This window comes from Microbispora sp. ZYX-F-249 (genome assembly GCF_039649665.1).
GTDB classification, from domain to species: domain Bacteria; phylum Actinomycetota; class Actinomycetes; order Streptosporangiales; family Streptosporangiaceae; genus Microbispora; species Microbispora maris.
Genome location: NZ_JBDJAW010000013.1, coordinates 107,118 through 133,203, shown reverse-complemented (window position 1 = coordinate 133,203; position 26,086 = coordinate 107,118). Strand labels below are relative to the sequence as shown.

Below are 26,086 nucleotides of genomic sequence, written 5' to 3'. Positions count from 1 at the left end.
CCCGCACACTGCTAGCAAGGTCACGAATACGTTCGGTTTCCCCTTGGAGTGACCGGTGCGCAAAGGGATCGGCTACGCCGACGCCGTCCGCATGCTCGGCCAGGAGAGCACGCTGGCGAAGGTCCTCACCGGCACCCTCGTCGGGGCCGTGCCGGTGCTGTCCCTGCTCGACGTCAAGGACGAGGCCGTACGGCTGGCGGGCGAGGCGAGCGGCAGGCTCCGCGACCGGCTGACCGGCCTGAACCGGTACGACCGCACGGCCCGGCTGGAGGCTGCCCAGACCGCCCTCGTCGTCGCGGCGTTCTTCGAGGCCCTCGGCGAGCTGCCCCTGCCGTTCGATCCCAAGGAACTGCGCATCACCGCAGACGAGCAGGTAACGCTGACGGGGTCCGGCTCGATCAAGGCATCGTTCGTCGACGAGCTGAAGGCGATCAAGCCTGCGGGTTTCCGGGCCGACCAGTCGTACACGGCCATGCTGCGGGCGATCGAGGATTACTACGGCGAGCTGGCGGCGGCGCTGATCAGGTTCGTCTCCGGACTGGCGGTCCGCGACCGGCTGGACGCGACCGAGTGGGCGCGCGCCAAGGCGGCGATCGAGAAGGAGCTGCCCGAGGCCGCCCGCCGGAAGTACGAGGAACTCCACCGGCGGCTGGCCCTGGACGTCCCCGAGTTCGCGCTGTGGCAGCAGATGATCGGCCGGCAGCGGGTCGACACCGGCCTGGGCGAGCTGGAAGCGCTGCTCACCCGAGTCGCCGCGCAGACGAGAACCCCGGAGCACGGGCACACGCTGTCGCGCGCCCACCGGGCCCTGTTGCACCGCCCGATCGCGCAGTCCGGCGAGGTCCCGTCGGGCATGCGCATGCCCACACTCGTCGAGGCGTACGTGAACCCGGATTTCCGGCTGGGCGAGTACGACGCGCAGGCCGATCCGAGCGCCGAATGGTGGTGGGCCCAGAGGGAGCCGAGCGACGACATCGCCGGGTTCCTGGCCCGCTACTTCACCTCGCCCGAGGCCACCAGGACGCCACTGGTCGTGCTGGGCCAGCCCGGCGCCGGCAAGTCCGTGCTCACCAAGATCCTGGCCGGTCGTCTCCCCGACGGCGACTTCCTGCCGGTGCGGGTCCCCCTGCGCGAGGTGCCGGCCGACGGGACGATCCAGGAGCAGATCGAGGCCGCGGTCCGGGACGCGACCGGCGAACACGTCACCTGGCCGGAGTTGACGAGGTCGGCGGACGGCGCGCTGCCGGTCGTCATGCTGGACGGTCTGGACGAGCTGCTCCAGGCCACCGGAATCCACCGGTCCGACTACCTGACCCGGGTGGTCGAGTTCCAGCGCCGAGAGGCGGACCTGGGCCGCCCGGCGGTCGTGCTCGTGACCACGCGGACGGCCGTCGCCGACCGGATGCGCTTCCCGCCCGGATGCCTGACGATCCGGCTGGAACCCTTCAAGGAGGAGCAGGTCCACCGCTGGCTGACGGTGTGGAACGCGGCGAACCAGGACTATTTCGCCGCTCACGGCCTGACACCGCTGCCGCCGGAGACGGCGCTGGCACATGGCGAGCTGGCGTCGCAGCCGTTGTTGCTGCTGATGCTCGCGCTGTACGACGCCGACGCGAACCCCCTCCAGCGCGGCGAGACCGGGCTCAGCCAGGCCGAGCTGTACGAGCGGCTGCTGACCCGTTTCGCCCGCCGCGAGGTCGACAAGCACCAGCCGGGACTGCCCGGCGCGCAGGCCGCGCAGGCCGTGGAAACGGAGCTGCGCACCCTGTCCGTCGCGGCGTTCGCGATGTTCGACCGGGGCAGGCAGTGGGTCACGACCGAGGACCTCGACAACGACCTTGCCGCGCTGCTCCCGGCGCCCGCGAATCACACCACGAGCTTCCAGACGCCCTTGTCCCAGGCGGACAAGGTGATCGGGAAGTTCTTCTTCGTCCACCAGGCGTCCGCCATCCAAGACAGCGCCTCGCTGCGGACGTACGAGTTCCTGCACGCCACCTTCGGCGAGTACCTGGTCGCGCGGATGACGCGCGACGTGCTGCGCGGCATGGTCGCCCGCGAGATCGCGGCGGCGGCCGACCCGTACCTCGGCCGCCCGCAGCCCGACGACGGGCTCCTGTACGCGCTGCTGTCGTTCTCCGTGCTGACCGAGCGGCAGCCGATCGTGGAGTTCCTCCGCGACCTGCTGCCCGCCCTCGACCGCGAGCCCACCGTGGACCTGCTCGTCCGCCTGCTGCACGGCGCCGAGACCCGCACCGGCCAGAGCTACACCGACTACCGCCCGAAGAAGTCGACGTTCATCACCCGGTACGCCTACTACACCGCCAACCTCGTGATCCTCGCCTCCCTCACCGCCGACGGGATCACCGCGGGAGACCTGTTCCCCGACCACACGCAGCCCCTCGACGCCTGGCCCCACATGACGTCCCTCTGGTTCGCCCGCCTCGGCATGGCGTCCTTCGAGAGCCTGCTCCGGCACTTCCAGGTCGAGAGGTATCGGGACGACCTTGTGGTCCGGTACATCGGCGACACCGAATACCAGCGGGTGGGCGGCTTCGAACCCGAGGGGCATGACGACCTGGCCTGGCCCCTCCCGGGGCCCCACACACTCGACGCGATGCACTTTCTCGCCGATCCGCGGCTCGACGGGCTGGCCCTCGCCGCCGAACGGCCGATAGCGGCGCAGTACTCCCTGGTCGAGGCGACCCTCCTGTTCCGCCCCGGGACGGCGGAAGTCCGGTCACTGGCCGAGGCATGGCGCCTGTCGGAAAGACCCCGCAAAATGGCCGAAATCCTGATCGATGACTTGCGGAAGGCGTACCAGTCGGATCCGGAAGGAGTCACGGCGGTCTTCCGGGAGGTGACGGGGGCGGAGCTGCCCGCGGAGGTCACGGGCGAGGTGCTGAAGACTGCCCGTTCAGACGGCACGGATCCGGGCAGGAACGATGCGACTGGGGACGGGTCGAAGGACTGAGGCATGGACGAATTCCGTATCGAGCACGACTCCATGGGCGAGGTCCGGGTGCCGGCCCGCGCCAAGTGGCGGGCCCAGACGCAGCGGGCGGTGGAGAACTTCCCGGTGTCCGGCCGGGGGCTTGAGCCCGCGCACATCGCGGCGCTCGCCCGGATCAAGGCCGCCTGTGCCAAGGTCAACGCCGAGTACGGCGTGCTCGACAAGGACATGGCGCAGGCGATCCAGGAGGCCGCGAGCGAGGTCGCCGAGGGCAGGTGGGACGACCAGTTCCCCGTGGACGTGTTCCAGACCGGGTCGGGCACCTCGTCCAACATGAACATCAACGAGGTCGTCGCCACGCTCGCGCAGGAGCGGCTCGGGCAACCCGTCCATCCCAACGACCACGTCAACGCCGCGCAGTCGTCCAACGACGTCTTCCCGTCCTCGATCCACGTCGCGGCGACGTACGCCGTGGTGCACGAGCTGACGCCCGCGCTGGAGCACCTGGCGACCGCGCTGGAGGAGAAGTCCATCGAGTTCGCCGACGTGGTGAAGTCGGGCCGCACCCACCTCATGGACGCCACGCCGGTCACGCTCGGCCAGGAGTTCGGCGGCTACTCCACCCAGATCGAGCTGGGCCTCGAACGACTCCAGGCCGCGCTGCCGCGACTGGCCGAGCTGCCGCTGGGCGGCACGGCCGTGGGCACCGGAGTGAACGTGCCGGGTCCCGGCTGGGCGCAGGCCGTGATCGCCGAGCTGAGCCGGACGACCGGCCTGCCGTTCACCGAGGCGAGGGACCACTTCGAGGCGCAGGGCGCGCGTGACGGGCTGGTCGAGCTGTCGGGCATGCTCAAGGTGATCGCCGTCTCCCTCAACAAGATCGCCAACGACCTGCGGTGGATGGGGTCGGGCCCGCGCGCCGGGCTGGGCGAGATCAATCTCCCCGACCTCCAGCCCGGCTCGTCGATCATGCCGGGAAAGGTCAACCCCGTGATCCCGGAGGCGGTCACGATGGTGGCCGCGCAGGTCGTGGGCAACGACGCCGCGGTCACGATGTGCGGCGCCTCGGGATCGTTCGAGCTCAACGTGATGCTGCCGGTGATGGCCCGCAATGTGCTGGAGTCGATCCGGCTGCTGGCCGGCGTGTCGCGGCTGCTCGCCGACAAATGCGTCAGCGGGATCACGGCCAACTTGGACCGCCTGCGCGAGTACGCCGAGTCGTCACCGTCGATCGTCACCCCGCTGAACCGGTACGTGGGATACGAGGAGGCGGCCGAGATCGCCAAGCAGGCGCTGAAGGAGCGCAAGACGATCCGGGAGGTCGTCATCGAGCGCGGCCACGTGGCGAACGGCACGCTGACCGAGGAGCAGCTCGACCGGGCACTGGACGTGCTGTCCATGACCCGCCCCACATAGGAAGGCAGGCATCTATGTCGCCCACCCCCATGTGCCGGCAGCGGTGCGGTTCCTATCGTGAGGCGTCATGAGCCTTGAAGGGCGTACGGCCCTCGTCACCGGCGCGGGGAGCGGCATCGGACGGGCGTGCGCCCGGCGCCTGGCCGCCGAGGGCGCACACGTCGTCGTCGCCGACATGAACGCCGAGGCCGCGGGCAAGGTGGCGGCCGAGATCGGCGGCACGCCGGTGGCCGTCGACCTGTCCGACCCGGAGTTCCTGGTCGCCTGGCGAGGTCAGCTCCCGCCCTCGCCGGACACCCGCCTGCACGCCGACATCGTGGTGAACAACGCGGGGTTCCAGCACGTCGCCCCGATCGAGGAGTTCCCGCCCGAGATCTTCAGCAAGATCATGCGGGTGATGGTCGAGGCGCCGTTCCTGCTCGTGCGGGCCGTGCTGCCCGGGATGTACGAGCGCGGCTGGGGCCGGATCGTCAACATCTCCTCGGTGCACGGCCTGCGCGCCTCGCCGTACAAGTCGGCCTACGTGACGGCCAAGCACGCGCTGGAGGGCCTGTCGAAGGTGATCGCCCTCGAAGGGGCGTCGCACGGCGTGACCTCCAACTGCGTCAACCCCGCCTACGTGCGCACGCCGCTGGTGGAGAACCAGATCGCCGACCAGGCGCGCACCCACGGGATCAGCGAGGACGAGGTGGTGGAGCAGATCATGCTCGCCCCGGCGGCGATCAAGCGGCTCATCGAGCCCGACGAGGTGGCCGAAATGGTCGCCTACCTGTGCGGGCCGCAGGGATCGTTCGTCACCGGCGTCTCGATCCCCATCGACGGAGGATGGAGCGCGCGCTGACCCCGAAGGCCCCGAGAAAGACGGACGGCGCCTACGCCTACCTCGACCTGCTCGCGCGGGAGGCGTCGGCGGTCGAGTTCGAGGGGCCGATCCTGCAGGCCAGGGCGGCCGGGGCCGACTCCGCCACGCTGGAGGAGCTGGAGCGGGCCAAGGTCGCCGCGCTGCAGGTGCGGGCGGCGCTGCGCCGGCGGGCCAAGCGCGAGGCGGAGCTGTCGGCGCTGTTCGACACCGCGAGCGACCTCGCCGGGCTGCGCGACCTCGACGCGGTGCTGGAGGCCATCGTCCATCGGGCCAGGCAGCTGCTCGCCACCGACATCGCGTACATGACGCTGAACGACCCCGAGCGCGGCGACACCTACATGCGGGTGACCGACGGGTCGATCTCGGCCAGCTTCCGGCGGCTGCGGCTGCCGATGGGCGCCGGGCTGGGCGGGCTGGTGGCGCAGAGCGGCACGCCGTACAACACGGCGGACTACTTCGCCGACCCGAGGTTCCGGCACACCGACACGATCGACGTGGCCGTCCACGAGGAGGGCCTGGTCGCGATCCTCGGGGTGCCGCTGCGGCTCGGCACGCAGGTCATCGGCGTGCTGTTCGCGGCCAACCGCAGCGCCAGGCCGTTCGCGCAGGAGGAGGTGGCGCTGCTGTGCTCGCTGGCGGCGCACGCGGCGGTCGCCATCGACACCGCCCGGCTGCTGCAGGAGACCCGGGCCGCGCTGGCCGAGCTGAGCGAGGCGAACACGCTGATCAGGGCGCACAGCGAGTCGATCGAGCGGGCCGCGGACGCGCACGACCGGATGACCGGGCTCGTGCTGCGCGGCGGCGGGGTCGAGGACGTCGCCGCGGTCGTCACCGGGGTGCTGGGCGGCCGCCTGACCGTGCTGGACGAGGAGGGCCGCCCCCTGGTGGGCGAGTCCGGCGACCTCGACACGGGCGTGTTCGACGCCGCCCAGTCGTCGCGGGCCCTCGGCCGCACGGTCAAGCGGGGCGACGCGTACGTCGCCTCGGTGGACGTCGGCGCGGCGCCGCTGTGCACGCTGGTCCTGCGGACCGACCATCCGGTGTCCGACACCGACCAGCGGATCCTGGAGCGCGCCGCGATCGTCACCGCGCTGCTGCTGCTGTTCCGCCGCAGCGTGGCCGAGGCGGAGGGGCGGGTGCGCGGCGAACTGCTCGACGACCTGGTCTCCCGTCCGGAGCTGCGCGGGCTGGACGACCGGGCACGGCGGCTCGGCGTCGACCTCGGCGCGCCGCACGTGCTGGTCGTGGCGCGGCACGACGGGCAGCGGGAACGCGCCGCCTTCTGGGCGTCGTCGCAGGCGACGCTGGCGCACGGCCTGGCCACCGCGCGGGGCGACGAGGTCGTGCTGCTGCTGCCCGGCGACCGGCCGGGCGCGCTGGCCCGGCGCGTCGCCGCCGAGCTGAGCGCCTCGCTCGGCCGCCCGGCGACGGCGGGGGCCGCGCCGGCCCGCGGGCCGGTGACGGCGGTCGCCGCCGCCTACGCCGAGGCCCGGCGCTGCGCCGGGGCGCTGGTCGCGCTGGGCCGTACGGGCGACGGCGCGAGCGCGGACGAGCTGGGCTTCGTCGGCCTGCTGGTGGGCGAGCGGCGCGAGGTGTCCGGCTTCCTGTCCGGCGCGCTCGGGCCGGTGCTCGACTACGACGCGCGCCGGGGAACCGCCCTGGTCAAGACGCTGAACTCCTATTTCGGCACGGGCGGCTCGCTGTCGCGTACGGCCGAGGCCCTGCACATCCACGTCAACACGGTGACCCAGCGGCTCGACCGGGTGGGGCAGCTGCTCGGCGCGGACTGGCAGGAGCCCGAGCGCGCCCTGGAGATCCAGCTCGCCCTGCGGCTGCACCGGCTGCGCACCCACATGCCGGATGCCTGAGGTGTGTGGCGGCACCCCATAGGAGTGACCTCGGTCACTGCATACCGTGTGCGGAACCCCCCATCGGAGGAGTTCCCATGGCAAACACCCCACCTGCCCGGATCGGAAAGGTCGTCGGGGCCAGCCTGATCGGCACCACCATCGAGTGGTACGACTTCTTCCTTTACGGCTCGGCCGCCGCCCTGGTTTTCAACAAGCTGTTCTTCCCCACCGAGGACGAGCTGACCGGCACCCTGCTGGCGTTCCTCACCTACGCCGTCGGGTTCGTCGCCCGCCCGCTCGGCGGGCTGGTCTTCGGTCACTACGGCGACCGGCTCGGCCGCAAGCGGCTGCTCGTCATCAGCCTGCTGCTGATGGGCGGGTCGACGTTCCTGATCGGCTGCCTGCCGACGTACGCCGCACTCGGCGCCGGCGCGCCGCTGCTGCTGACCCTCCTCCGCCTGGTGCAGGGCTTCGCCCTCGGCGGCGAGTGGGGCGGGGCGGTGCTGCTGGTCTCCGAGCACGGCCACCCTCGCAACCGGGGCTTCTGGGCGTCCTGGCCGCAGGCCGGCGCTCCCGGTGGCAACCTGATCGCCACCGGCGTGCTGGCGCTGCTGGCCGCGGTGCAGTCCGAGGAGGCCTTCCTCGCCTGGGGCTGGCGGATCGCGTTCCTGCTGTCCGGCGTGCTCGTGCTGATCGGCCTGTGGATCAGGCTCACGGTCGCCGAGTCGCCGGTGTTCCAGCAGGCGCTGGCCCGGCGGGAGCCCGCGCCGAAGGCCCCCATCCTCGGCGTGCTGCGCCACCACTGGCGCGACGTGCTGGTGGCGATGGGCGCCCGGATGGCCGAGAACGTGTCCTACTACGTGATCACCGCGTTCGTCCTCGTGTACGGCACCACCACGGCGGGCCTGCCCAAGGGCACCGTGCTGAACGCCGTGCTGATCGGCTCGGCGATCCACTTCGTCACGATCCCGCTGTGGGGCGCGCTGTCCGACCGGATCGGCCGGCGGCCGGTCTACCTCCTCGGCGCCGCCGCCATCGGGCTGTGGGCCTTCGCGTTCTTCCCGCTGATCGACACCAGGAACTTCGCCCTGGTCACCGTGGCGGTGACCGTCGGCCTGGTGCTGCACGGCGCGATGTACGGCCCGCAGGCGGCGTTCTTCTCCGAGCTGTTCGCCACCCGGATGCGCTACTCCGGGGTGTCGATCGGCTACCAGCTCGCCTCGATCGCGGCCGGCGGCGTCGCCCCGCTGATCGCGGTCGCCCTGCTCGACGCGTACGGGTCGAGCGTGCCGATCTCCGTCTACGTGCTGGCGGCGGCGATCCTCACGATGATCGCGGTGCTCGCCTCCAGGGAGACCCGCGACCGCGACCTGTCCGCCATCGAACCCACCTCCGGCGCCGCCCAGGCCGCCGCGATCGTGAAGGAGGCCTGATGAAGGCTCTCGCCGTCCTCGCGCTGGCACTCCCCCTGGCCGTCGCACTTCCGTCCGAGGCCGCCGCCTGCCCGCAGATAAGGGTCCCCGGCGCGGAGAGGCAGGTCACGGCCTGCCTCGACGACCTCACCACCAAGGGCACCCTGACCTCCGGCCACACCGACCAGTCGGACTGGTCGGGGCTCAACTCGGCGGGCGCCGTCAACCCCATCGGCGTCCCCGGCATGCAGATCGACGGCTACTTCCCCGACACCTCCAAGGGGAACACCAACCACGGCTGGAACCACGACGCGCAGTTCGTCATCCGGCTGCCCAAGCAGTGGAACGGCGGCCTGGTCGTCGCCGGGTCCCCCGGCAACCGGGAGACCTACGCCAACGACTTCACGATCTCCGACTGGGCGCTGGCCAAGGGCTACGCGTACGCCGCGACCGACAAGGGCAACACCGGCGTGACGTTCTACCGTGACGGCGTACGGCCCGGCGACGCGGTGGCCGAGTGGAACCACCGGGTCAGCGAGCTGGCGGTCGCCGCCAAGGCCGTCGTACGGCAGCGGTACGGCAGGCCGGCCCGCACGACGATCGCGGCCGGTCAGTCGAACGGCGGCTACCTGGTCCGCTGGCAGATCGAGAACCGCCCCGACCTGTTCGACGGCGGCGTCGACTGGGAGGGCACGCTCTTCACCGCCGACGGGCCCAACCTGCTGACGTTCCTGCCGCCCGCGCTGCGCGCGTACGCGAAGGGCGACACGGCCGGGGTCGCGGCGGCGGGCTTCGCCCCCGAGTCCGACTTCCTGTGGCCGTTCCACTACCAGTACTACTGGGACTTCACCCAGCGCGTCTTCCGCGAGGAGTTCGACCCCGGCTACGACGGCGACGCCGAGGCCGGCACGCCGTTCTGCGCCTCCGGCACGCCCGCCTGCGACACGGACTACGACTACGCCTCCAGGCCCGCCGCCGTGAAGCAGGCGATGGCGCGGGTGAGCGTCACCGGGAAGATCAAGCGTCCGTTGATCGTCGTCCACGGCACCCTGGACGCGCTGCTGCCGATCCACGAGGATTCGGACGTATACGCCAAGATGATCGCCGACCGGCACCGCGACCGGCTGCTGCGCTACTACCGCGTCGAGGACGGCACCCACGTCGACAGCCTCTACCCGGCCTTCCCCGACCGCCTGCGGCCCCTGCTGCCCTGCTTCCGCAGCGCGTTCACCGCGCTGGAGGCGTGGATCGGCACGGGCACGCCGCCGCCCCCGAGCGCCACCCTGCCCCGCCCGGCCACGGGCGACCTCGAGAACACCTGCACACTGGGAGCAACACCATGACCCTGGCCATATCCGCCGAGCGTGTCGCCACGCCCCGGCTGACCCTGAACGTCCTGTCCATTCCCGGCTCGTCGGGCGACCCGGTGCTGTTCGTGCACGGCAACGTCTCCTCCAGCGCGTTCTGGCGCTCGACGATGACCGCGGTCGCGGCGGAGGGCTTCCGTCCGTACGCCGTCGACCTGCGCGGCTTCGGCGACTCCGACCCCGAGCCGGTGGACGCGAGCCGGGGCGTGCGCGACTACTCCGACGACGTGCTGGCGTTGCTCGACCGGATCGGACCGGCGCACCTGGTGGGCTGGAGCCTCGGCGGCGGGGTGGTCATGCAGGCCCTGCGCGACCGGCCGGCGGCGGCCCGCAGCGTGACGCTGGTCAACCCCGTCTCGCCGTACGGCTTCGGCGGCACCGTCGGCCCGGACGGCGTGCTCACCGGCTCCGACGGGGTCGGCGCCGGCGGCGGCGCGGCCAACCCCGACTTCGTGGCGGCCCTGCAAGCGGGCGACCGGTCGGCCGACTCCCCCGTCTCGCCCCGGAACGTGCTGCGCGCCACGTACGTCGCCCCCGGCACGGACCTGGGCGAGGAGGAGGACGCGTACGTCGAGTCGATGCTGTCCACCCGGATCGGCGACGACCACTACCCGGGCGACGCCCTGCCCTCGGACGCCTGGCCGAACGTCGCCCCGGGCAAGCGCGGCGTGCTCAACACGATCGCGCCGCCCAACTTCCGGATCGACGACCTGCACGAGATCGACCCGAAGCCGCCCATCCTGTGGATCAGGGGCGACCAGGACGTGATCGTCTCGGACACGTCGATGTTCGACCTCGCCCACCTGGGCGCGATCGGCGCGGTGCCCGGCTGGGACGGCACGCCCGCCCAGCCCATGGTGACCCAGACGCGGGCCGCCCTCGACCGCTACGGCCTGTACCGCGAGGTGGTCATCAAGGGCGCCGGCCACGGGCCGCAGCTCGACAGGCCCGAGGAGTTCCGCGCGGCCCTGCTCGCGCACCTGCGCGGATAGCCGGCGGGCGGCTATCGGCGGGCGCTATCGGCGGTCGCGCAGGACGCGTACGGCGATGCGCCGCAGCAGTGAGGGGGCCTGCGGCGAAGCCCCGGCGGGCAGGACGGACACCTGCCCGCCGCGGCGCACCGCCAGCCCGAACAGCAGATCCACGTCCTTCTGGTCCACCCGGAGCGCGGGCCGCCACGACCCCGGGCCGAGGCAGTCGTCCCCGCCGATCCGGCTCACCGGCACCCGGGCGACGAGCTGCCCGGCCACCCTGCCGGGTATCCCCGGCTCCACCAGCGCGGGCACGACCATGCTGCGCCCGCGCCCGTCCTGCTCGCGCAGCACCAGCTCGGCCGGCGGCCCGCCGCTCGGCGGCACGTACGGCACGGGCACGACGACGAAGACGTGCCCCTCCTGCCGGGCCACGGTGGCCCGGGACGAGACCAGCGCGATCGACTCGGGGAACGACTTCGGCTCCACGCACACGCCCAGCTCGCCGCGCTCCGACCAGCAGGGCACCACGAGGCGCCTGGGCTCCCCCGCGAGCGCGCCCGCGCAGCTCATCGGCAGGGCGGGGCGCGCCACCCGGGTGCGGCCGGCCTGCACGCCCCGCATGCGCACGTGGACCTCCCACAACCCCGCGGGCAGCGGCCGTCCGAGGGCCGCGGCTCCGGCGTCGAGGCGGGCCTGGCCGTTGACCCAGACGCGCACCTGGCCGCCCCGCGCCCGGTCGCCCAGAGCGGCGCGGCCCACCGAGCAGGTGACCGGCAGGGAGTGGACCACCCCGGTCTCCACGTGGCGCACGCAGACCTCGATGCGGGCCCTGCGCACCGCGTCGGTCATGTCGGCGCCCTCGTCGTCGAGCAGGCCGTCGAGCAGGCCCTCGACCGCGGGGGGCGGGGCCCACAGCAGCCGGTCGTCCCGCTGCCGCAGCCACACGGGGGCGCCCCCGGCCCGCAGGACCTCCACGCTCAGGTCGAGCAGCAGCACGCCCTGGTCCCAGCGCAGCTCCCGCAGCTCGGCGCTGAGCCTGGTGCCCCGGGAGGCCTCGGCGAGGGCGACCAGCGCGTCGAGACGGTCCTGGCGCAGCAGCGCCGTACGGGCGCGCAGGTGCGCGGGCAGGTGGACGTCGAGCGTGGCGGGGAAGCGGTCGAGGGTGAAGCGGCGCAGGAAGGAGAACAGGACCATCCGCTCGTCCGGCTCGGCCGCGAGGAAGCGCGCGCCCGCCAGCCGGCGCAGCCCGAGCGTCCGATACCAGTGGGCGTGAATGCGCTCACGCTGCGAGTCCGGCTCGGTGTAGGCGTCCACCACGTCGAAGACGGCGTTGAGGCCGTCGAAGAGCGCCTCGCCGTCCGGCCCCTCCTCCTCGTGCGGGGAGATGTGGCAGCAGATCTCGCCGGCCAGCACGGCGATCACCTTCGCGGCGAGGTACGCCCTGGTCACGAAGGCCTGCTCGGACAGCGGCCGGTCGGCGAAGCGGAGCTGGCAGGTCTCCAGGAAGTCGCGGCTGAACAACTTGTGCGCCGTCGGCAGCGTGAGCAGGTGGTCGCGCAGGACGTCGGCCCGGTCCCGGTCGCGGGCGAAGGCGGCCGCCGGCGGTCCCTGGCCGGCGAGCCTGCCGATCAGCACGTCGGCGTCGGTCTCCACCGCCCTGTCGTACATCAGCTCCAGGGCCCGCGGCTCCAGCCTGTCGTACTGCCCGAGCAGGTAGACGTACTCGCCGCGCGCCACCGACAGGCCGACGTTACGGCCGCGCGCCGGCGAGCCGCTGTGGTCGAGGTGCAGGACCCGCACGTTGTCGCGCTGCCCGGCGATCGCGTCGAGCCGCCTGCGGGTCCCGTCCGTCGACCCGTCGTCCGCGAAGATGACCTCGTACTCTTCCGGCGGCAGCGACTGCTCCAGCACCGAACGCACACACGCGCCGAAGGCGTCGTTCGACAGCCCGGGGTTGGACACGGGCATAACCACGCTGACCTTCACACCCATGAGGCCAAGGGTGCAGTGCCACCCCCCGCCGGACGCGTGGGCTTGCCGAAAGGTCGAACAACCCTGACCAGAGTTTCGCGGATCAGGCGCCGCGACCGGCAGCGGCTAGTACCAGCCGGTGGACTGGGAGTGCGCCCAGGCGCCGCAGGGCGTCTTGTAGCGGCCGGCGATGTAGCCGAGGCCCCACTTGATCTGCGTGGCGGGGTTGGTCTGCCAGTCGGAGCCCGCGCTCGCCATCTTGCTGCCGGGCAGTGACTGGGGAATCCCGTAGGCGCCGCTGTAGCGGTTCATGGCCCGCTCATTCCAGTGGCTCTCCTTGTCCCACAGGCGCTCCAGGCAGCCCCACTCGGCGCCGTCCCAGCCGCGGGCCGCGGCCATCTCCTTGCCGACGGCCTTGTTGCTGCCCGGGTCGGGCGTGGAGCCGGGCGGGAAGTTCGCCGGGTTGAAACCGCCGCCGCCGGGGGCCTTCTCGACGATGTCGACGGGGTCGAGGCCGCCCTTCCGGTCGCGGGTGCGCTCGAGTCTTTCCTTGCGCAGCGCCTGGACCGCGTTCTCCTTGAGGATGTCGGCCTCGGGGTCGGGCGCGTTCGGGTCGAGGGCGAGGAAGCTGTCCGGCTCCAGCACCTTCTTGGGCGCGCTGTTGTTCTCGACCGAGGTGCGGACCACGTAGGTCGTCCCGCCCGCGAGCGCGGCCACGGTGACTCCGAGGATGGCGACGCGCTTGATGGTCAGCCGGCCGGGGCCGGAACCGTCGCCTCCTCCCCGCCGCGATCGGGAGGCGCGGGGGCGATCCTTCAACTGCTGACCAGAGCTCACGGCTTATGAGCTTGCCCTGTGTTGGGGGGTGGTCCGCAACCGATTCGTGGCACCTGTTTGGTGACGCCTTGACCCGACGCCCGATCACATGGACTTTCCTGTGACATGTGATTTTGGTCACACTTCACGCGGCGTCGTGCGGCACGGCCTCCCGCCACCAGCGTGCCCCCGCTTCTTGACGATCAGGTGCGAACCAGTTCACAGGACCATGACAAATAGGGAATTGGTGCGGTCCGCACCATAATGACCGAGTGGCAGGCATCCTCCTGGTCGAAGACGACCCCTCGGTCCGGGCCGGACTCGAGCTCGCGCTCACCCGGCAGGGCCACTCGGTGACCGCGTACGCCACGGGCGAGGAGGCCCTCGAACACGTACGCTCCCGGCGTCCCGAGATCGCGATCCTCGACGTCATGCTGCCCGGCATCGACGGGGTCGAGGTGTGCCGCCGCATCCGCAGGCTCGACCCGCTGCCCGTCATCCTGCTCACCGCCAGGGGCGACGACCTCGACGTGGTGGTGGGGCTGGAGGCCGGCGCGGACGACTACGTGGTCAAGCCCGTCGAGCCGCGGGTGCTGGACGCCCGCATCCGCGCCGTGCTGCGCCGCCTGGAGTCGGCCTCGCCCGACCGCCTCACCTTCGGCGACCTCGTGATCGACCGCGGCGCCCTCAAGGTGAGCCTCGCGGGCAAGGAGATCCACCTCACCCCCACCGAACTGCGCCTGCTGCTCGAACTGGTCCGCCACCCCGGCCAGGTCCTCAACCGCCGCTACCTCCTGCGCGCCGTCTGGGACCACACGCACGTGGCGGACTCCCGGCTGGTCGACGCGTGCGTGCAGCGCATCCGCGCCAAGATCGAGCCGGTGCCCGCCGACCCCGTCTACATCCACACCGTGCGCGGCTTCGGGTACCGCTTCAGCCCGCCATGATCCCGACATGACCTGGGTGCCCACCGGGCTGCGGGCCCGGCTGGTGATCACCTTCCTGCTGGTGGCGATCACGGCGTCCGCCATGGTCGCGGGCCTGGGATATCAGATCGTCCGCCGGGGACTCCTGGAGCGCGCGGAGCGGGGCGCGGTCGCCGACGTGCGCGAGACGCTCTCCAGGATCACGCTGCCGATCGGCGCGAGCGAGGTGGTCTGGCCGAGCGACGCCACCGTCACCGACGAGGACCTCGACGGGGTGGTGCGGGCGCTGGAGGCCCCCGAGCGGACCGTCATCGTGACCTACGGAGGCCATCGGCGCGCCAACACCGGGGCCCTGTTCACCATGACCGACGTGCCCGACCAGCTCCGCTGGCAGGCGGCGCGGCGGCTGGTCCACCAGATAGTGCTGTTCAGGGACCAGGCCTGGCTGATCGTCGCCACGCAGATCCAGCGGGCCAACCGCGACGGCGTGCTGCGCCCGACGGGCCTGACGGCCTACGTCTTCGTGCCTCTGTCGGAGGAGGAGGCGGTGCTGACCCGCCTCAGGACCGCACTCGCGCAGGCCGGAGGCATCACGCTCGTCCTGGCGCTGACCCTGGCCCTGCTGTCGGCTCGGCGGGTACTGCTGCCCGTACGCCGGCTGGGCGCGGCCGCCCGCGCGCTCGGCGCCGGAGAACTGTACGTCCGCCTCCCCGTACGGGGCAGGGACGAGCTGGCCGAGCTGACCGCGACGTTCAACGAGACGGCGGCGGCGCTGGAGGACACGGTCTCCGAGCTGCGGACGCTGGAGTCGACGTCGCGGCGGTTCGTCGCGGACGTCTCCCACGAGCTGCGCACGCCGCTGACCGCGATGACCGCGGTGACGGACATGCTGTCGGAGGACGCCGAGGACCTGCCGGACGACGCCGGGGAGGCCGTCCGGATCGTCGTCCGCGAGATCGACAGGCTCCGGGTGCTGGTCGAGCACCTCATCGAGATCAGCAGGTTCGACGCGGGCGCCGCCACGCTCCGCCGGGAGACCGTCGACGTGGGCGACACGCTGGCCGACTGCCTGGAGGTGCGGGGCTGGGCCGACCGGGTGAAGCTCACCGTGCCCGTCGGGCTCACGTTCTCCCTGGACGCCCGGAGGTTCGACGTGATGGTGGCCAACCTCGTCGGCAACGCGCTGAACCACGGCGCGCCGCCCGTGGTGGTCAGCGCGCGGGTCGCGGTCGGCGGCGAGGCCCACGGGTGGCTGGAGGTGACCGTGCGCGACCACGGGAGCGGCATCCCCGAACAGGCGCTCCCCCACGTCTTCGACCGCTTCTACAAGGCGGGCACCGACCGGGCCAGGAGCGCGGGCAGCGGCCTCGGCCTGGCCATCGCCAAGGCCAACGCGGAGCTGCACGGCGGCTCGATCACGGCCGAGCGGTGCGAGCCGGGCACCCTCTTCCTGCTGCGGATTCCCAAGCCGTGAACGCGCCGAGGCTCAGAACGGCGCTGGCGGCCCTGCTCGCGGGGCTCCTCATGGCGCCTGCGGCGGCCTGCGGGGTCGCGCCGACCGGGGTGACCGACGCCGGCCCCGCGCCGGTGATCAGCGGCACCCCCACCCTCGTCACGGTCTACCTGCTGCGGAACGGCCACCTGCAGCCGACGCGGGTCGCGGCCCGGTCGCCGCACGTCAACGACGTGCTCGACGCCCTCTTCAAGGCCAGTGGACGGTCGTCGAACCGGCTGTCCACGGCGCTGACCGGGCTCACGCTGACCCAGGTGCAGCTCGTCAGGTACGCCCCGGACGCGGGCAGCCGCAACGACCCCGACAACACCCTCAGCCTGCGGGTGCGGCTGTTCGTGGCCGGGTTGAAGATCACCAGGACCGCCATGGCCCAGATCACCTGCACGGCGCGGCTGCGCCCGGAGATCTGGGCCGTGGAGATCGCTCACGCGACTCCTGACAGGAACGGGCCTCTCAAGACCCACACCTGCCAGGAGTTCTGGGATCTGGCCCCCAAGGACGGCCATCTCCCTCCGTGAGGGAGCCTTACAGCGTGATGTCCTCCAGCATCTCGGTCACCAGAGCGGCGATCGGCGACCGCTCGGACCTGGTCAGCGTGATGTGGGCGAACAGCGGGTGACCCTTGAGCTTCTCCACCACCGCGACGACGCCGTCGTGCCGGCCCACCCGCAGGTTGTCGCGCTGGGCGATGTCGTGGGTGAGCACGACCCGCGAGTTGGCCCCGATGCGGGACAGGACGGTCAGCAGCACGCCGCGCTCCAGCGACTGCGCCTCGTCCACGATCACGAACGCGTCGTGGAGGGAACGGCCGCGGATGTGGGTCAGCGGGAGGACCTCCAGCATGCCGCGGTCGATGACCTCCTCGATGACCTCGGGGGACGTCACCGCGCCCAGCGTGTCGTAGACCGCCTGGGCCCACGGGCCCATCTTGTCGTTCTCCGTGCCGGGCAGATAGCCCAGCTCCTGGCCGCCCACGGCGTACAGGGGCCGGAACACGATGATCTTGCGGTGCTGGCGGCGCTCCAGCACCGCCTCCAGGCCCGCGCACAGCGCCAGCGCGGACTTGCCGGTGCCCGCCCGGCCGCCCATCGACACGATGCCGACGTCGGGGTCCATCAGCAGGTCGAGCGCGATGCGCTGCTCGGCGGACCGGCCGTGCAGGCCGAAGACCTCCCGGTCGCCCCGGACCAGCCGTACCGACTTGTCCGGCAGGACGCGGCCGAGCGCGGAGCCGCGGCTCGACAGCAGCCGCAGGCCGGTGTGGCACGGCAGGTCGCGCGCCTCGTCGATGTCGGCGGTGCCGGCCTCGAAGAGGGCGTCCATCTCCTCCGTGGTGACCTGGAGCTCCGCCATACCGGTCCAGCCGGACTCGACCACCATGCCGGCGCGGTACTCCTCCGCGCTGAGGCCGATGGACGCGGCCTTGACCCGCATCGGCAGGTCCTTCGACACCAGCACCACGTCCTTGCCCTCCACCGCCAGGTTCTGGGCGACGGTGAGGATGCGGGTGTCGTTGTCCCCCAGGCGGAAACCCGCGGGGAGACAGGATGGATCACTATGGTTCAGCTCGACCCGGATGGTCCCCTCGCCGATCGGCATGGGCTCATCCAGCCGTCCGTACCGCACTCTGAGGTCATCGAGGAAGCGCAGCGCCTCCCTGGCGAAGTAGCCCAGCTCGGGGTGGTGGCGCTTGGCCTCCAGTTCCGTGATGACGACGATCGGGACGACGACCTCGTGCTCGGCGAAGCGGCTCATCGCCGCCGGGTCGGCGAGCAGGACGGACGTGTCCAGAACGTAGGTGCGGGATGTGGACGGGTTGCTCGAGGACACTGCCACGCGTTCTCCCCCGGGCGCCTGAGGTGGGCGCCCTGCCTTGACTGGTGGTGAACGGACCGGGCCCGTGACCTGCGAGGGCAGACCGGGGCTCCGGCCCTCCTCGCATGGTGGTCGCGCAAGGACGGGCCCTCTCCCGAGGTGATGGCCGCCGATCTCCTCGACGACCGCTCAGCTACCACGGTACGTAACGAATCTCCCCAGCCCAATAGGTTTGTGCTGGTTGGAAGATGGCGGTCACGTACCGTCTCAGGAGCCGTACCGACGGTGCCGTGCGGCGTACGAGCGGAGCGCCCGCAAAAAGTCGACTCTGCGGAAGTCGGGCCAGTAGGCCTCGCAGAAGTAGAACTCGGAGTGGGCGCTCTGCCAGAGCAGGAATCCGGAGAGTCGCTGCTCTCCCGAGGTCCGGATGACGAGATCCGGGTCGGGCAGGCCGCGCGTGTAGAGATGCTCCGCGATGTGCTCGACGTCGAGGACCTCGACGAGGTCCTCGATGCTCGCGCCCTTGCTGGCATGCTCCTGGAGGAGGGAGCGCACCGCATCAGCGATCTCACGCCTTCCTCCATACCCAACGGCAACGTTCACAATCAGGCCTGGACGATGCGATGTGGTTTCTTTTGCGTGTTTGAGGACACGAGCCGTGTGATCGGGCAGAAGGTCGAGCGAGCCCATGGGGTTGAGGTGCCATCCCTGGTCCACGAGATCCTGCACGAGGTTCTCGATCACCTGGAGCAGCGGCTCCAGCTCGGCCTTGTCCCTGGCGAGGTTGTCGGTGGAGAGCAGCCACAGCGTCACGTACTCGACGCCGGCCTCGCGGCACCACGCCACCAGCTCGGAGATCTTGTCGGCGCCCTTCTGGTGGCCCCGGCTGACGTCCCGCAGCCCCATCGCCCGCGCCCACCGGCGGTTGCCGTCCACGATGACGCCGACATGGCGGGGGATCTGGTCGGAGGACAGCTTCCGTTCGAGCCTGCGCTCGTACAGCTTGTACACGAGATCGCGCACGCTCATGTAACCCTCTTCCTCGCGACCGGTGGGGCTCGATCACCAATTATCGCGGGCGAACCGGCATGCCCTGCCCTCTCCTCAGAGGCTTTCCTGGGCACGGCCGGAGTAACCCGGGTCGCGCCCTCGGAGGCGTCCGCGTGCCCGCAGCCAGGCGGCGAAGTCCCGCGCGTCCGCCCTCGACCCGCCCTCGGGCTTCACGTGCCCGGCGGCGTACGCGGCGAACAGACCGGCGAAGTCGGCGCCGAGGGCCTCGGCGAGGTCGGGAGCGGCGCGGGCGACCGAGCCGCGCCTCTTGGCCAGCAGCCCGCGGGCCTGGACGGCCAGCCTGCCGGGATCGAAGCCGTCCGGCACGGGTCCGCCCGCGACCAGGGCCGCCACCAGCTCCGCCTGGGCGGCGGCCAGCGCGGCCCGCGCGTCCCGGGCGGCCGCCGGCTCAGGCACGGGACATCGCCTCCCGGATCCGGCCCAGCTCGCCCGCCAGGACGCCGTCGCCGGGATAGGCGTCGTCCCACTCCAGCAGCACGCCGGGCGGCGTCACCCGGCCGCACAGCTCGGTCAGCAGGTCGAGCACCTCGGCGGGAGGGGAGGCGGTGTGCGTGTCGTGCCAGAGGCCGTCGTGGGCGTGCCCGCCCGCCACGTGCACGTACGCGACGGCCTCCAGCGGCAGCGCGTCGAGCGCCCGCCGCGCGTCCAGACCGAGGTTGACCTGGTTGGTGTGGAGGTTGGCCACGTCGACCAGCAGCCGCACGCCCGTACGCTCGACCAGTTCGCCGAGGAACTGCGCCTCGGTCAGTTCGTCGTCCGGCCAGCCGAACAGGGCCGCCACGTTCTCGAGCGCGAGCGGCACGGGAAGCGCGTCCTGGGCCTCCCGCACGTTCTCCACGATCACCGACAGGGCCTCCCGGGTGCGCGGGACCGGCAGCAGGTGACCGGCCTCCACGCCCCCGGCCCGCACGAATGCCACGTGCTCGCTCACGAGAGGCGCGTCCAGCGCCTGCGCACACGCCGCGAGGCGCGCCAGCCGGGCCGGGTCGGGGCGGTGCGCCCCGCCGACGCCCAGGCCCACGCCGTGGGGCACGACGGGCACCCCGGCGACGCGCAGCACGGTCAGGGACTCCGGAATCCGGGCGGGATCGACGTTCTCGGCGATCACTTCGACGAACCCGACTCCGGGCAGCCGCTCCACCGTGAGATCGATCTCCGGCCGCCAGCCGATGCCGACACCGAGACCGGCACCCTGGCCCGCACGGCGATCGGCACCCTGACCGGCACTTCGACCGGCACCCTGGCCCGTGCCGGCGGTGTGCCTCTTGTGGCCCCCGGCACGCCTGCCGGACGGCAGCCACCTTCCGAACCGGCGCTCAGCCACCGCCGCACCCGCCACCGCACCCACCGCCACCGCCGCAGCCGCCGCCCCCGCCGCAGGCGTGCGAGCCACCGGAGCCGCAGCCGCTCGTCGCGCACGCGAACCCGCCACCGTTACCGCCCGCGGGCCCGCCGTCGGCGGAACGGCGCATCAGGGCCTCGTCGGCCGCGATCTGGGCCGCGAGGTGCGGGTCGCCGAGCTCGCCCAGGCCGTACAGGGCGATGGGCGTCACCAGGGCGAGACCCGCCGCGCCGCCCACGCCGAGCGCACCGGCGGTGCCGCGCGCGGGGACACCCCTGGGATGCCTTTCGCGCGCCTGCCGCAGCGTCTCCTCACCCGCGGGGCTCAGCGGATTCCGCAGGGACGCGGCGTACGCGAGGGAGGCGATCAGCGCGCATCCGCCGAAGACCCCGGCGATCGCGACCGCGGCCCAGTTCTCCGCGGTGGCGGCGACGGTCCCGACGAAGAGGATCAGCACGAGCGTGACGGCCGCGGCGGCGAGGGCGAGCACCGCGAGAGCGCGCAGGCGTGCGTTGAGGCGCCGCGCGACCTCCGAAGAGCCCTCGGGCAGCAGGTAGCCCTGCGCGAGCAGCCGTTCCTTCAGCTCCGCCATCGCGGAACCGCCGCCCGCGCGGCGCCTGACCTCGGCCGCGCTCGCCCCGCCGGCCCGCGTGGCCAGGTCGAGGACGGCCTGCTCGACAGGATCGGCGGAGGTGGCAGGGGCGCCGGCGACGGCGGTGACCCTGCCGCCGCGCGCGACCCGCACCCGCTCACCGACGGACAGCGAGGCGAGCGCCGTGTTGACCACCCGGGTCGGCCCGCCCGCGAGATAGGCCAGTTCGTAGGCGTCGAGGCGGGATCCGGGCACCGCGGGCCCGGACCTGGCTTCGCGCCGCTCCCGGCCGACGGCGAGAGCGGTCGTGACGATGAGTGCCGCGAGTATCGCCGCGGCGACGACGAGCACCAGTTCCACGTGCGCCCTCCTCCGGGGGAGAAGAGGGGGACCCCGAACCGGGCCGGACGGCCCGCGCCCCGTCTATCCGGTAGACGAACCTCCCACGGGGAGAGTTCCGTGCCGGGGCGACGGCGCGCGGGCCGTGGGCGAGAACTCAGCCGAGCCGCTCGACCAGGGCGTGGTATTCGTCCCACAGCTCCTTCGGCATGTGCTCGCCGAAGGTCTCGAAGTGGGACGGGATGAGCGCGGCCTCCTCGCGCCACACCTCGGGGTCGACGCTGAGCAGAAGCTCCATGTCCTCGGGCGCGATGTCGAGGCCCTCGGTGTCGAGCGAGGCCGGCAGGTTGCCGATCGGCGTGGGCACGGCGTCGGCCACGCCGTTCAGCCGGTCGACGATCCACTTGAGCACCCGGCTGTTCTCGCCGAAGCCCGGCCACAGGAAGCGGCCGTTCGCGTCCTTGCGGAACCAGTTCACGTAGTAGATCTTCGGCAGCTTCTCCGGGTCGGTCATCGTGCCGACCTCGAGCCAGTGCGCGAAGTAGTCGCCCATGTTGTAGCCGCAGAACGGCAGCATCGCGAACGGGTCGCGGCGCAGCTCGCCGACCTTGCCCTCGGCGGCAGCCGTCTTCTCCGAGGCCACGTTGGCGCCCAGGAAGACGCCGTGCTGCCAGCTCAGCGACTCGGTCACCAGCGGCACGGCGGTCGCCCTGCGGCCGCCGAACAGGATGGCGGAGATCGGCACCCCGGCCGGGTCCTGCCATTCGGGGGCGATCGTCGGGCACTGCTCGGCCGGAGTGGTGAACCGGGCGTTCGGGTGGGCGGCGGGCTCCGGGGAGTCCGGCGTCCAGTCGCGGCCCTTCCAGTCGGTCAGGTGCGCGGGCGGCTCGTCGGTGAGGCCCTCCCACCAGACGTCGCCGTCGTCGGTCAGTGCGACGTTCGTGAAGATGCTGTTGCCCCACAGCGTCTCGATCGCGTTGCCGTTCGTCGAGGCGCCCGTGCCGGGGGCGACACCGAAGAAGCCCGCCTCCGGGTTGATCGCGTAGAGCCTGCCGTCGGGGCCGAAGCGCATCCAGGCGATGTCGTCGCCGATGGTCTCGACCTTCCAGCCCGGGATCGTGGGCTGGAGCATGGCGAGGTTCGTCTTGCCACACGCCGACGGGAAGGCCGCCGCGACGTACCGCGCCTCGCCCTGCGGCGGCGTGAGCTTGAGGATCAGCATGTGCTCGGCCAGCCAGCCCTCGTCGCGGGCCATCACGCTGGCGATGCGCAGCGCGTAGCACTTCTTGCCCAGCAGCGCGTTGCCGCCGTAGCCCGAGCCGTACGACCAGATCTCCCGGGTCTCAGGGAAGTGGCTGATGTACTTGGTCTGGCTGCAGGGCCACGGCACGTCGGCCTGGCCGGGCTCGAGCGGGGCGCCCACCGAGTGGACGGCCTTCACGAAGTCGCCGTGCTCATGATCGCGCTTGCCGCGGCCCTCGCCGGCTCGTGCCTCGCTCTCTCGGGCCTTTCGCGCCGCTCCGCGCTTCTCGATGAGGCGCAGCGCCTCCTCGCCCATGCGGGTCATGATCCGCATCGACACGACGACGTACGGCGAGTCGGTGATCTCGACCCCGAGCTGCGAGATGTTCCCGCCCAGGGGACCCATGCAGAACGGCACCACGTACATGGTCCGGCCCCGCATGCAGCCCTTGAACAGCGTGGCGAACGTCCGGCGCATCTCGTCGGGCGCGATCCAGTTGTTGGTGGGGCCGGCGTCCTGTTCGCGCTCGGAGCAGATGAACGTCCGGTCCTCCACCCGGGCGACGTCGCTCGGGTCCGAGGCGGCGTAGAAGCTGTTGGGACGCTTGACCAGCCGCTTGAGGGTGCCCTGCTCCACCAGCAGGTTGGTCAGGCGCGTCCACTCGGCCTCGGAGCCGTCGCACCATTCGATCCGGTCCGGCTGGGTCAGCTCCGCGATCTGGCTCACCCAGGCCGCCAGATCGCTGTGCGTGGTGGGCGTCGGTACCTCTACTGAAATGGACACGGGGGCGGCTCCTTAATCTCTCAGGGCCAGAGCATCATGAGCGATGAATGGCCTCCGGATCCAATTGGAGTAGACCACCGCGTTTCCACTCCGTTAAATCGGCGCCATTCTCGGCTTCACCACCTCTGACCGCGTCACCGCAGGCAGTGGCCGTGATGTGGTGGGACCTTACCCACACTGGCCCTGTTGGAAAAAACGTCCTTCTCCCCCTTACCCGCCTCGCCGGCGTTACACATTGGTATAGGCCAATTCAATTGGTCCAGACCTCTCCGCGAATTGGTTCAGTCCAATCCGCCGGGCCCTTCCGCCCTGATCCGGTCCACGTGCTGGAGGGCATCGCGCAGGTCAGCGAGCCAACTGTCGGTGTGCTTGCCGACGAGCCGGACGCACCAGGCCAGCGCGTCGCTGCGGCTGCGCGCGACACCCGCGGCGACCAGTGTGTCGAGGACCTGCCGTTCGGGCTGCCGCAGCCGGGTCATGACCGGGACGCTGAGAGTGGTGAACATCACCGTCTCGCCGCCCACGACGACGCCCCAGGAGACCTTGCGACGGAAGCGGTGCTCGGCCTCCCTCGCGATGTCGATCCTGCGCTCGCGGGTCTCCTCGCGGAACCGCTCGACGTACCCCTGGACCGCCGCCGCGCGTTCCAGGTCGGGCAGCCCCTCGGCCACCGACAGCGGCGGGAGCGCGCCGAGCACGCTGATCTCCTCACGGTCGACGACGACCTTGGGGGCTCCGGTGAACCAGTCCTCGGGCAACCGGCCCGCGAACCAGGCGCTCAGCTGTTCGTCTGCATTCATGTAATCAACATTACATCGCTGCGTGAAAGTAGCCATATCTGCCGGACGGGGGCCCGGCCGTCTTCCTACCGGGGAGTACGGCCGGGCGGCGGAAAGACGGCAGAATCGGGGCATGAGCTCACCCCAGCGCGCTGACCGGACCTCGTCCCTCTCCGACCGCGCTGTCACGAGCCTGCGCGAGCGCAAGAAGGCGAAGACCCGCAGGACCATCCAGGAGCAGGCCCTGCGGCTGTTCGCCGAGCAGGGGTACGACGCGACGACGGTCGAGCAGATCGCGGAGGCGGCGGAGGTCTCCCCCAGCACGTTCTTCCGCTACTTCCCCACGAAGGAGGACGTGGTCACCCAGGACGACTACGACCCGATCCTGATGGAGGCGATCAAGGCACAACCGGCCGGCCTGCCCCCGCTGACCGCCCTGCGCGCCGCGTTCCGCACCGCGTTCGAGTCGATGGGGGCCGAGGAGCTCGACCAGGTGCTCGCCCGGACCAAGCTGTCCGCCTCCGTTCCCGCCCTGCGCGCCCGCACGGTCGAAGGGCTGTTCGCCACCATCGACATGCTCGCGGGCGCGGTGGCCGAGCGGGCGGGCCGCGACCCCCACAGCCCCGCCGTACGGACGCTCGTCGGCGCGGTCATGGGAGTCATGCTCCCGGCGATTCTCACCTGGGTGGAACGGGACGGCCGGACACCCCTGCCCGCGCTGCTCGACGAGGCCCTCGGTTACCTGGAGGCCGGGCTGCCGATCTGACCGGCCCGCCCCCGGGGCCCGGGTCAGCGGACGCGGGCGGAGATCTGCGGGCTGACCCTGACGACCCCGGCGAGGTTCTTGGTGTAGACGTCGGCGATTCTCACGACGTCGCCGGTGTGCGGGGCGTGCAGCATCTTCCCGTTGCCCCAGTAGATGGCGACGTGCGAGATGTATCCCGGGTTCGTCGGATCGTTGCGCCAGAACAGCAGGTCACCCGGCTGCGCCTGCGACAGCGGCACCTGCGGCCCGGTGACCCACTGCTGGTACGTCACGCGGGGCATGCGCACGCCCGCCTGCGCGTACGCCCACTGCACGAGCCCCGAGCAGTCGAAGCTGTCGGGCCCCTCCGCGCCCCACACGTACGGCCGGCCGAGTTTGCTCACCGCCGCCGTCAGCGCGACCTTGAGCTGATCGGCCGACATGAACGCGGTCTGCGGCCACACCCTCCGGCCCTTGGGCGTCACCACCACCGGGTTGATCGTGGCGACCTGGCTGCCCTTGGGCAGGATCTTCAGCAGCCTGAGGCGGAGCTTGCGGGAGTCGACCTTCGGCGCGCTCACCACCAGGGCGTTGCCGTCCGGGATGCCGAGCGCCGCCGCCGTCCCCTTCGAGACGATCGCCGCGATCGAGCCCATGCCCACCGTGGCGTACGCGCCGATGCGCAGGCGCCTGCCGCCGCTTTGGACCTGCGAGCCGAGCTGCACGCCGCCGTCGTTGCCGAGCTCGAAGGAGACCGCCATGTCGCCGGCGGCGATGTTGCGCCACAACTCGTCGGAGGATGCCGTCACCTTCGGCGTGTACGAGCGGAAGGTGGACGGGTCGACGCCCATCGTCGGCACCCGCTTGCCGTCCACGGACACATCGGCCGCGCCGGTCACCTCGGCCGCCGTCACGCCCTTGACCCGGCGTACCTTCTCCACGACCTCGGGCGGCAGCGGCCGGTTGGCCACCACGAACAGATGCGGGCGGATCAGCCGCCCCAGCGCGGCCACCGGCTGACGCGTCACCGTCTGGGCGGCCGGAGCCTGCCGCCCCGGCGGCGTCGGGGACACCGGGTCGCGGGCCTGCCGCGCCGCCGCCACGTAGCGATTGCCGGTGCGCCCCTCGGACAGGGACGCGACCACGCCCGAATCCGGGGAGCCGGATGTGAGTTCGCCCAGCACGAGCACGTCGGCCGTCAGCACGGTGACGAGCGAGACGGCGATGAGGGGAACCGTCCTGCGCAGGCGCCCCGGACGGGGCAGCCGGGGGCGGTAGGCGAGGTCCTGGCGAGCCTCGGACACGGCTCTCGTGAGCTTC

21 protein-coding genes are annotated in these 26,086 nt (G+C 71.9%); 11 read left to right on the top strand and 10 right to left on the bottom strand.

The features are described from left to right. Nucleotides 1-55 precede the first annotated feature (55 nt). From AAH991_RS17810 to AAH991_RS17780, 7 genes are all read left to right on the top strand, one after another. Entirely contained in the window at nucleotides 56-2,971 is a 2,916-nt protein-coding gene (locus tag AAH991_RS17810; RefSeq protein ID WP_346226961.1) for an NACHT domain-containing protein, read from the top strand. 3 nt (nucleotides 2,972-2,974) lie between these two features. Then, the gene (locus AAH991_RS17805; protein ID WP_346226960.1) at nucleotides 2,975-4,366 is read left to right on the top strand and encodes a class II fumarate hydratase; all 1,392 of its coding nucleotides are present in this window, start codon (nucleotides 2,975-2,977) and stop codon (nucleotides 4,364-4,366) included. A gap of 67 nt (nucleotides 4,367-4,433) precedes the next feature. Further along, on the top strand, nucleotides 4,434-5,207 hold the full coding sequence (locus AAH991_RS17800) for a 3-hydroxybutyrate dehydrogenase (protein WP_346226959.1): 774 nt from the start codon (nucleotides 4,434-4,436) through the stop codon (nucleotides 5,205-5,207). After that, nucleotides 5,192-7,096: a helix-turn-helix domain-containing protein gene (locus AAH991_RS17795; RefSeq protein WP_346226958.1), complete on the top strand. Its 1,905-nt coding sequence runs from the start codon at nucleotides 5,192-5,194 to the stop codon at nucleotides 7,094-7,096. Before AAH991_RS17800 ends, AAH991_RS17795 begins: the two co-directional genes overlap by 16 nt. A 77-nt stretch (nucleotides 7,097-7,173) precedes the next feature. Next, nucleotides 7,174-8,511, top strand: a complete 1,338-nt coding sequence (locus AAH991_RS17790; protein WP_346226957.1) for an MFS transporter — start codon at nucleotides 7,174-7,176, stop codon at nucleotides 8,509-8,511. After that, complete coding sequence (locus tag AAH991_RS17785; RefSeq protein ID WP_346226956.1) at nucleotides 8,511-9,833, top strand: 3-hydroxybutyrate oligomer hydrolase family protein; 1,323 nt, start codon at nucleotides 8,511-8,513, stop codon at nucleotides 9,831-9,833. The genes AAH991_RS17790 and AAH991_RS17785 overlap by 1 nt, the downstream gene beginning before the upstream one ends. Then, nucleotides 9,830-10,849, top strand: coding sequence for an alpha/beta fold hydrolase (locus tag AAH991_RS17780; protein ID WP_346226955.1), 1,020 nt, complete (start codon nucleotides 9,830-9,832; stop codon nucleotides 10,847-10,849). Before AAH991_RS17785 ends, AAH991_RS17780 begins: the two co-directional genes overlap by 4 nt. 24 nt (nucleotides 10,850-10,873) lie before the next feature. Here the strand turns inward: AAH991_RS17780 and AAH991_RS17775 are convergent, their stop codons facing one another. Both AAH991_RS17775 and AAH991_RS17770 read right to left on the bottom strand, forming a co-directional pair. Further along, nucleotides 10,874-12,823 carry a glycosyltransferase family 2 protein gene (locus AAH991_RS17775; RefSeq protein ID WP_346226954.1) on the bottom strand — a complete coding sequence of 650 codons (1,950 nt, stop codon included), beginning with the start codon at nucleotides 12,821-12,823 and terminating at the stop codon, nucleotides 10,874-10,876. A gap of 105 nt (nucleotides 12,824-12,928) precedes the next feature. Continuing rightward, a complete protein-coding gene (locus AAH991_RS17770; protein ID WP_346226953.1) occupies nucleotides 12,929-13,621 on the bottom strand; it encodes an aggregation-promoting factor C-terminal-like domain-containing protein in 693 nt (230 codons plus the stop codon). A 269-nt stretch (nucleotides 13,622-13,890) separates the two neighbouring features. Here AAH991_RS17770 and AAH991_RS17765 point away from each other — a divergent pair, with 269 nt between their 5' ends. From AAH991_RS17765 to AAH991_RS17755, 3 genes are read left to right on the top strand one after another with little or no spacing between them, the layout of a single operon-like run. Continuing rightward, on the top strand, nucleotides 13,891-14,565 hold the full coding sequence (locus tag AAH991_RS17765) for a response regulator (protein WP_346226952.1): 675 nt from the start codon (nucleotides 13,891-13,893) through the stop codon (nucleotides 14,563-14,565). A gap of 7 nt (nucleotides 14,566-14,572) precedes the next feature. After that, complete coding sequence (locus AAH991_RS17760; protein WP_346226951.1) at nucleotides 14,573-16,018, top strand: sensor histidine kinase; 1,446 nt, start codon at nucleotides 14,573-14,575, stop codon at nucleotides 16,016-16,018. Then, the gene (locus AAH991_RS17755; RefSeq protein WP_346226950.1) at nucleotides 16,015-16,575 is read left to right on the top strand and encodes a hypothetical protein; all 561 of its coding nucleotides are present in this window, start codon (nucleotides 16,015-16,017) and stop codon (nucleotides 16,573-16,575) included. The genes AAH991_RS17760 and AAH991_RS17755 overlap by 4 nt, the downstream gene beginning before the upstream one ends. Before the next feature lie 7 nt (nucleotides 16,576-16,582). On the opposite strand, the gene phoH2 is transcribed toward AAH991_RS17755, so the two are convergent. The 7 genes from phoH2 to abmR form a co-directional block, all read right to left on the bottom strand. Beyond that, nucleotides 16,583-17,893, bottom strand: coding sequence for an RNA 5'-3' helicase PhoH2 (gene phoH2, locus AAH991_RS17750; RefSeq protein WP_346226949.1), 1,311 nt, complete (start codon nucleotides 17,891-17,893; stop codon nucleotides 16,583-16,585). Nucleotides 17,894-18,139: 246 nt separating this feature from the next. Next, entirely contained in the window at nucleotides 18,140-18,901 is a 762-nt protein-coding gene (locus tag AAH991_RS17745; RefSeq protein WP_346226948.1) for an isoprenyl transferase, read from the bottom strand. A gap of 75 nt (nucleotides 18,902-18,976) precedes the next feature. Next, nucleotides 18,977-19,339, bottom strand: a complete 363-nt coding sequence (locus AAH991_RS17740) for an SCO6045 C-terminal-like domain-containing protein (protein ID WP_346226947.1) — start codon at nucleotides 19,337-19,339, stop codon at nucleotides 18,977-18,979. Beyond that, nucleotides 19,332-20,267, bottom strand: coding sequence for an MbnB/TglH/ChrH family RiPP precursor modification enzyme (locus tag AAH991_RS17735; protein ID WP_346226946.1), 936 nt, complete (start codon nucleotides 20,265-20,267; stop codon nucleotides 19,332-19,334). The genes AAH991_RS17740 and AAH991_RS17735 overlap by 8 nt, the downstream gene beginning before the upstream one ends. Beyond that, nucleotides 20,260-21,237 carry a TIGR04222 domain-containing membrane protein gene (locus AAH991_RS17730; RefSeq protein WP_346226945.1) on the bottom strand — a complete coding sequence of 326 codons (978 nt, stop codon included), beginning with the start codon at nucleotides 21,235-21,237 and terminating at the stop codon, nucleotides 20,260-20,262. Before AAH991_RS17730 ends, AAH991_RS17735 begins: the two co-directional genes overlap by 8 nt. A 136-nt stretch (nucleotides 21,238-21,373) precedes the next feature. Continuing rightward, nucleotides 21,374-23,242 carry a phosphoenolpyruvate carboxykinase (GTP) gene (locus AAH991_RS17725; RefSeq protein WP_346226944.1) on the bottom strand — a complete coding sequence of 623 codons (1,869 nt, stop codon included), beginning with the start codon at nucleotides 23,240-23,242 and terminating at the stop codon, nucleotides 21,374-21,376. Between the two features lie 281 nt (nucleotides 23,243-23,523). Next, nucleotides 23,524-24,042: an ATP-binding transcription factor AbmR gene (gene abmR / locus AAH991_RS17720; RefSeq protein ID WP_346226943.1), complete on the bottom strand. Its 519-nt coding sequence runs from the start codon at nucleotides 24,040-24,042 to the stop codon at nucleotides 23,524-23,526. Nucleotides 24,043-24,154: 112 nt separating this feature from the next. Between abmR and AAH991_RS17715 the strand changes: the two genes are divergently transcribed. Continuing rightward, nucleotides 24,155-24,787: an acyl-CoA-like ligand-binding transcription factor gene (locus AAH991_RS17715; protein WP_346226942.1), complete on the top strand. Its 633-nt coding sequence runs from the start codon at nucleotides 24,155-24,157 to the stop codon at nucleotides 24,785-24,787. A gap of 23 nt (nucleotides 24,788-24,810) precedes the next feature. Here the strand turns inward: AAH991_RS17715 and AAH991_RS17710 are convergent, their stop codons facing one another. Beyond that, nucleotides 24,811-26,070, bottom strand: a complete 1,260-nt coding sequence (locus tag AAH991_RS17710; protein ID WP_346226941.1) for a C40 family peptidase — start codon at nucleotides 26,068-26,070, stop codon at nucleotides 24,811-24,813. Between the last annotated feature and the right edge of the window lie 16 nt (nucleotides 26,071-26,086).

Excerpts from the sequence above, each read along its gene's own strand:
- AAH991_RS17805 (WP_346226960.1), top strand. The coding sequence starts at position 2,975 with ATGGACGAATTCCGTATCGAGCACGACTCCATGGGCGAGGTCCGGGTG.
- AAH991_RS17800 (WP_346226959.1), top strand. The coding sequence starts at position 4,434 with ATGAGCCTTGAAGGGCGTACGGCCCTCGTCACCGGCGCGGGGAGCGGC.
- AAH991_RS17795 (WP_346226958.1), top strand. The coding sequence starts at position 5,192 with ATGGAGCGCGCGCTGACCCCGAAGGCCCCGAGAAAGACGGACGGCGCC.
- AAH991_RS17790 (WP_346226957.1), top strand. The coding sequence starts at position 7,174 with ATGGCAAACACCCCACCTGCCCGGATCGGAAAGGTCGTCGGGGCCAGC.
- AAH991_RS17785 (WP_346226956.1), top strand. The coding sequence starts at position 8,511 with ATGAAGGCTCTCGCCGTCCTCGCGCTGGCACTCCCCCTGGCCGTCGCA.
- AAH991_RS17780 (WP_346226955.1), top strand. The coding sequence starts at position 9,830 with ATGACCCTGGCCATATCCGCCGAGCGTGTCGCCACGCCCCGGCTGACC.
- AAH991_RS17775 (WP_346226954.1), bottom strand. The coding sequence starts at position 12,823 with ATGGGTGTGAAGGTCAGCGTGGTTATGCCCGTGTCCAACCCCGGGCTG.
- AAH991_RS17760 (WP_346226951.1), top strand. The coding sequence starts at position 14,573 with ATGACCTGGGTGCCCACCGGGCTGCGGGCCCGGCTGGTGATCACCTTC.
- AAH991_RS17745 (WP_346226948.1), bottom strand. The coding sequence starts at position 18,901 with ATGAGCGTGCGCGATCTCGTGTACAAGCTGTACGAGCGCAGGCTCGAA.
- abmR (WP_346226943.1), bottom strand. The coding sequence starts at position 24,042 with ATGAATGCAGACGAACAGCTGAGCGCCTGGTTCGCGGGCCGGTTGCCC.
- AAH991_RS17715 (WP_346226942.1), top strand. The coding sequence starts at position 24,155 with ATGAGCTCACCCCAGCGCGCTGACCGGACCTCGTCCCTCTCCGACCGC.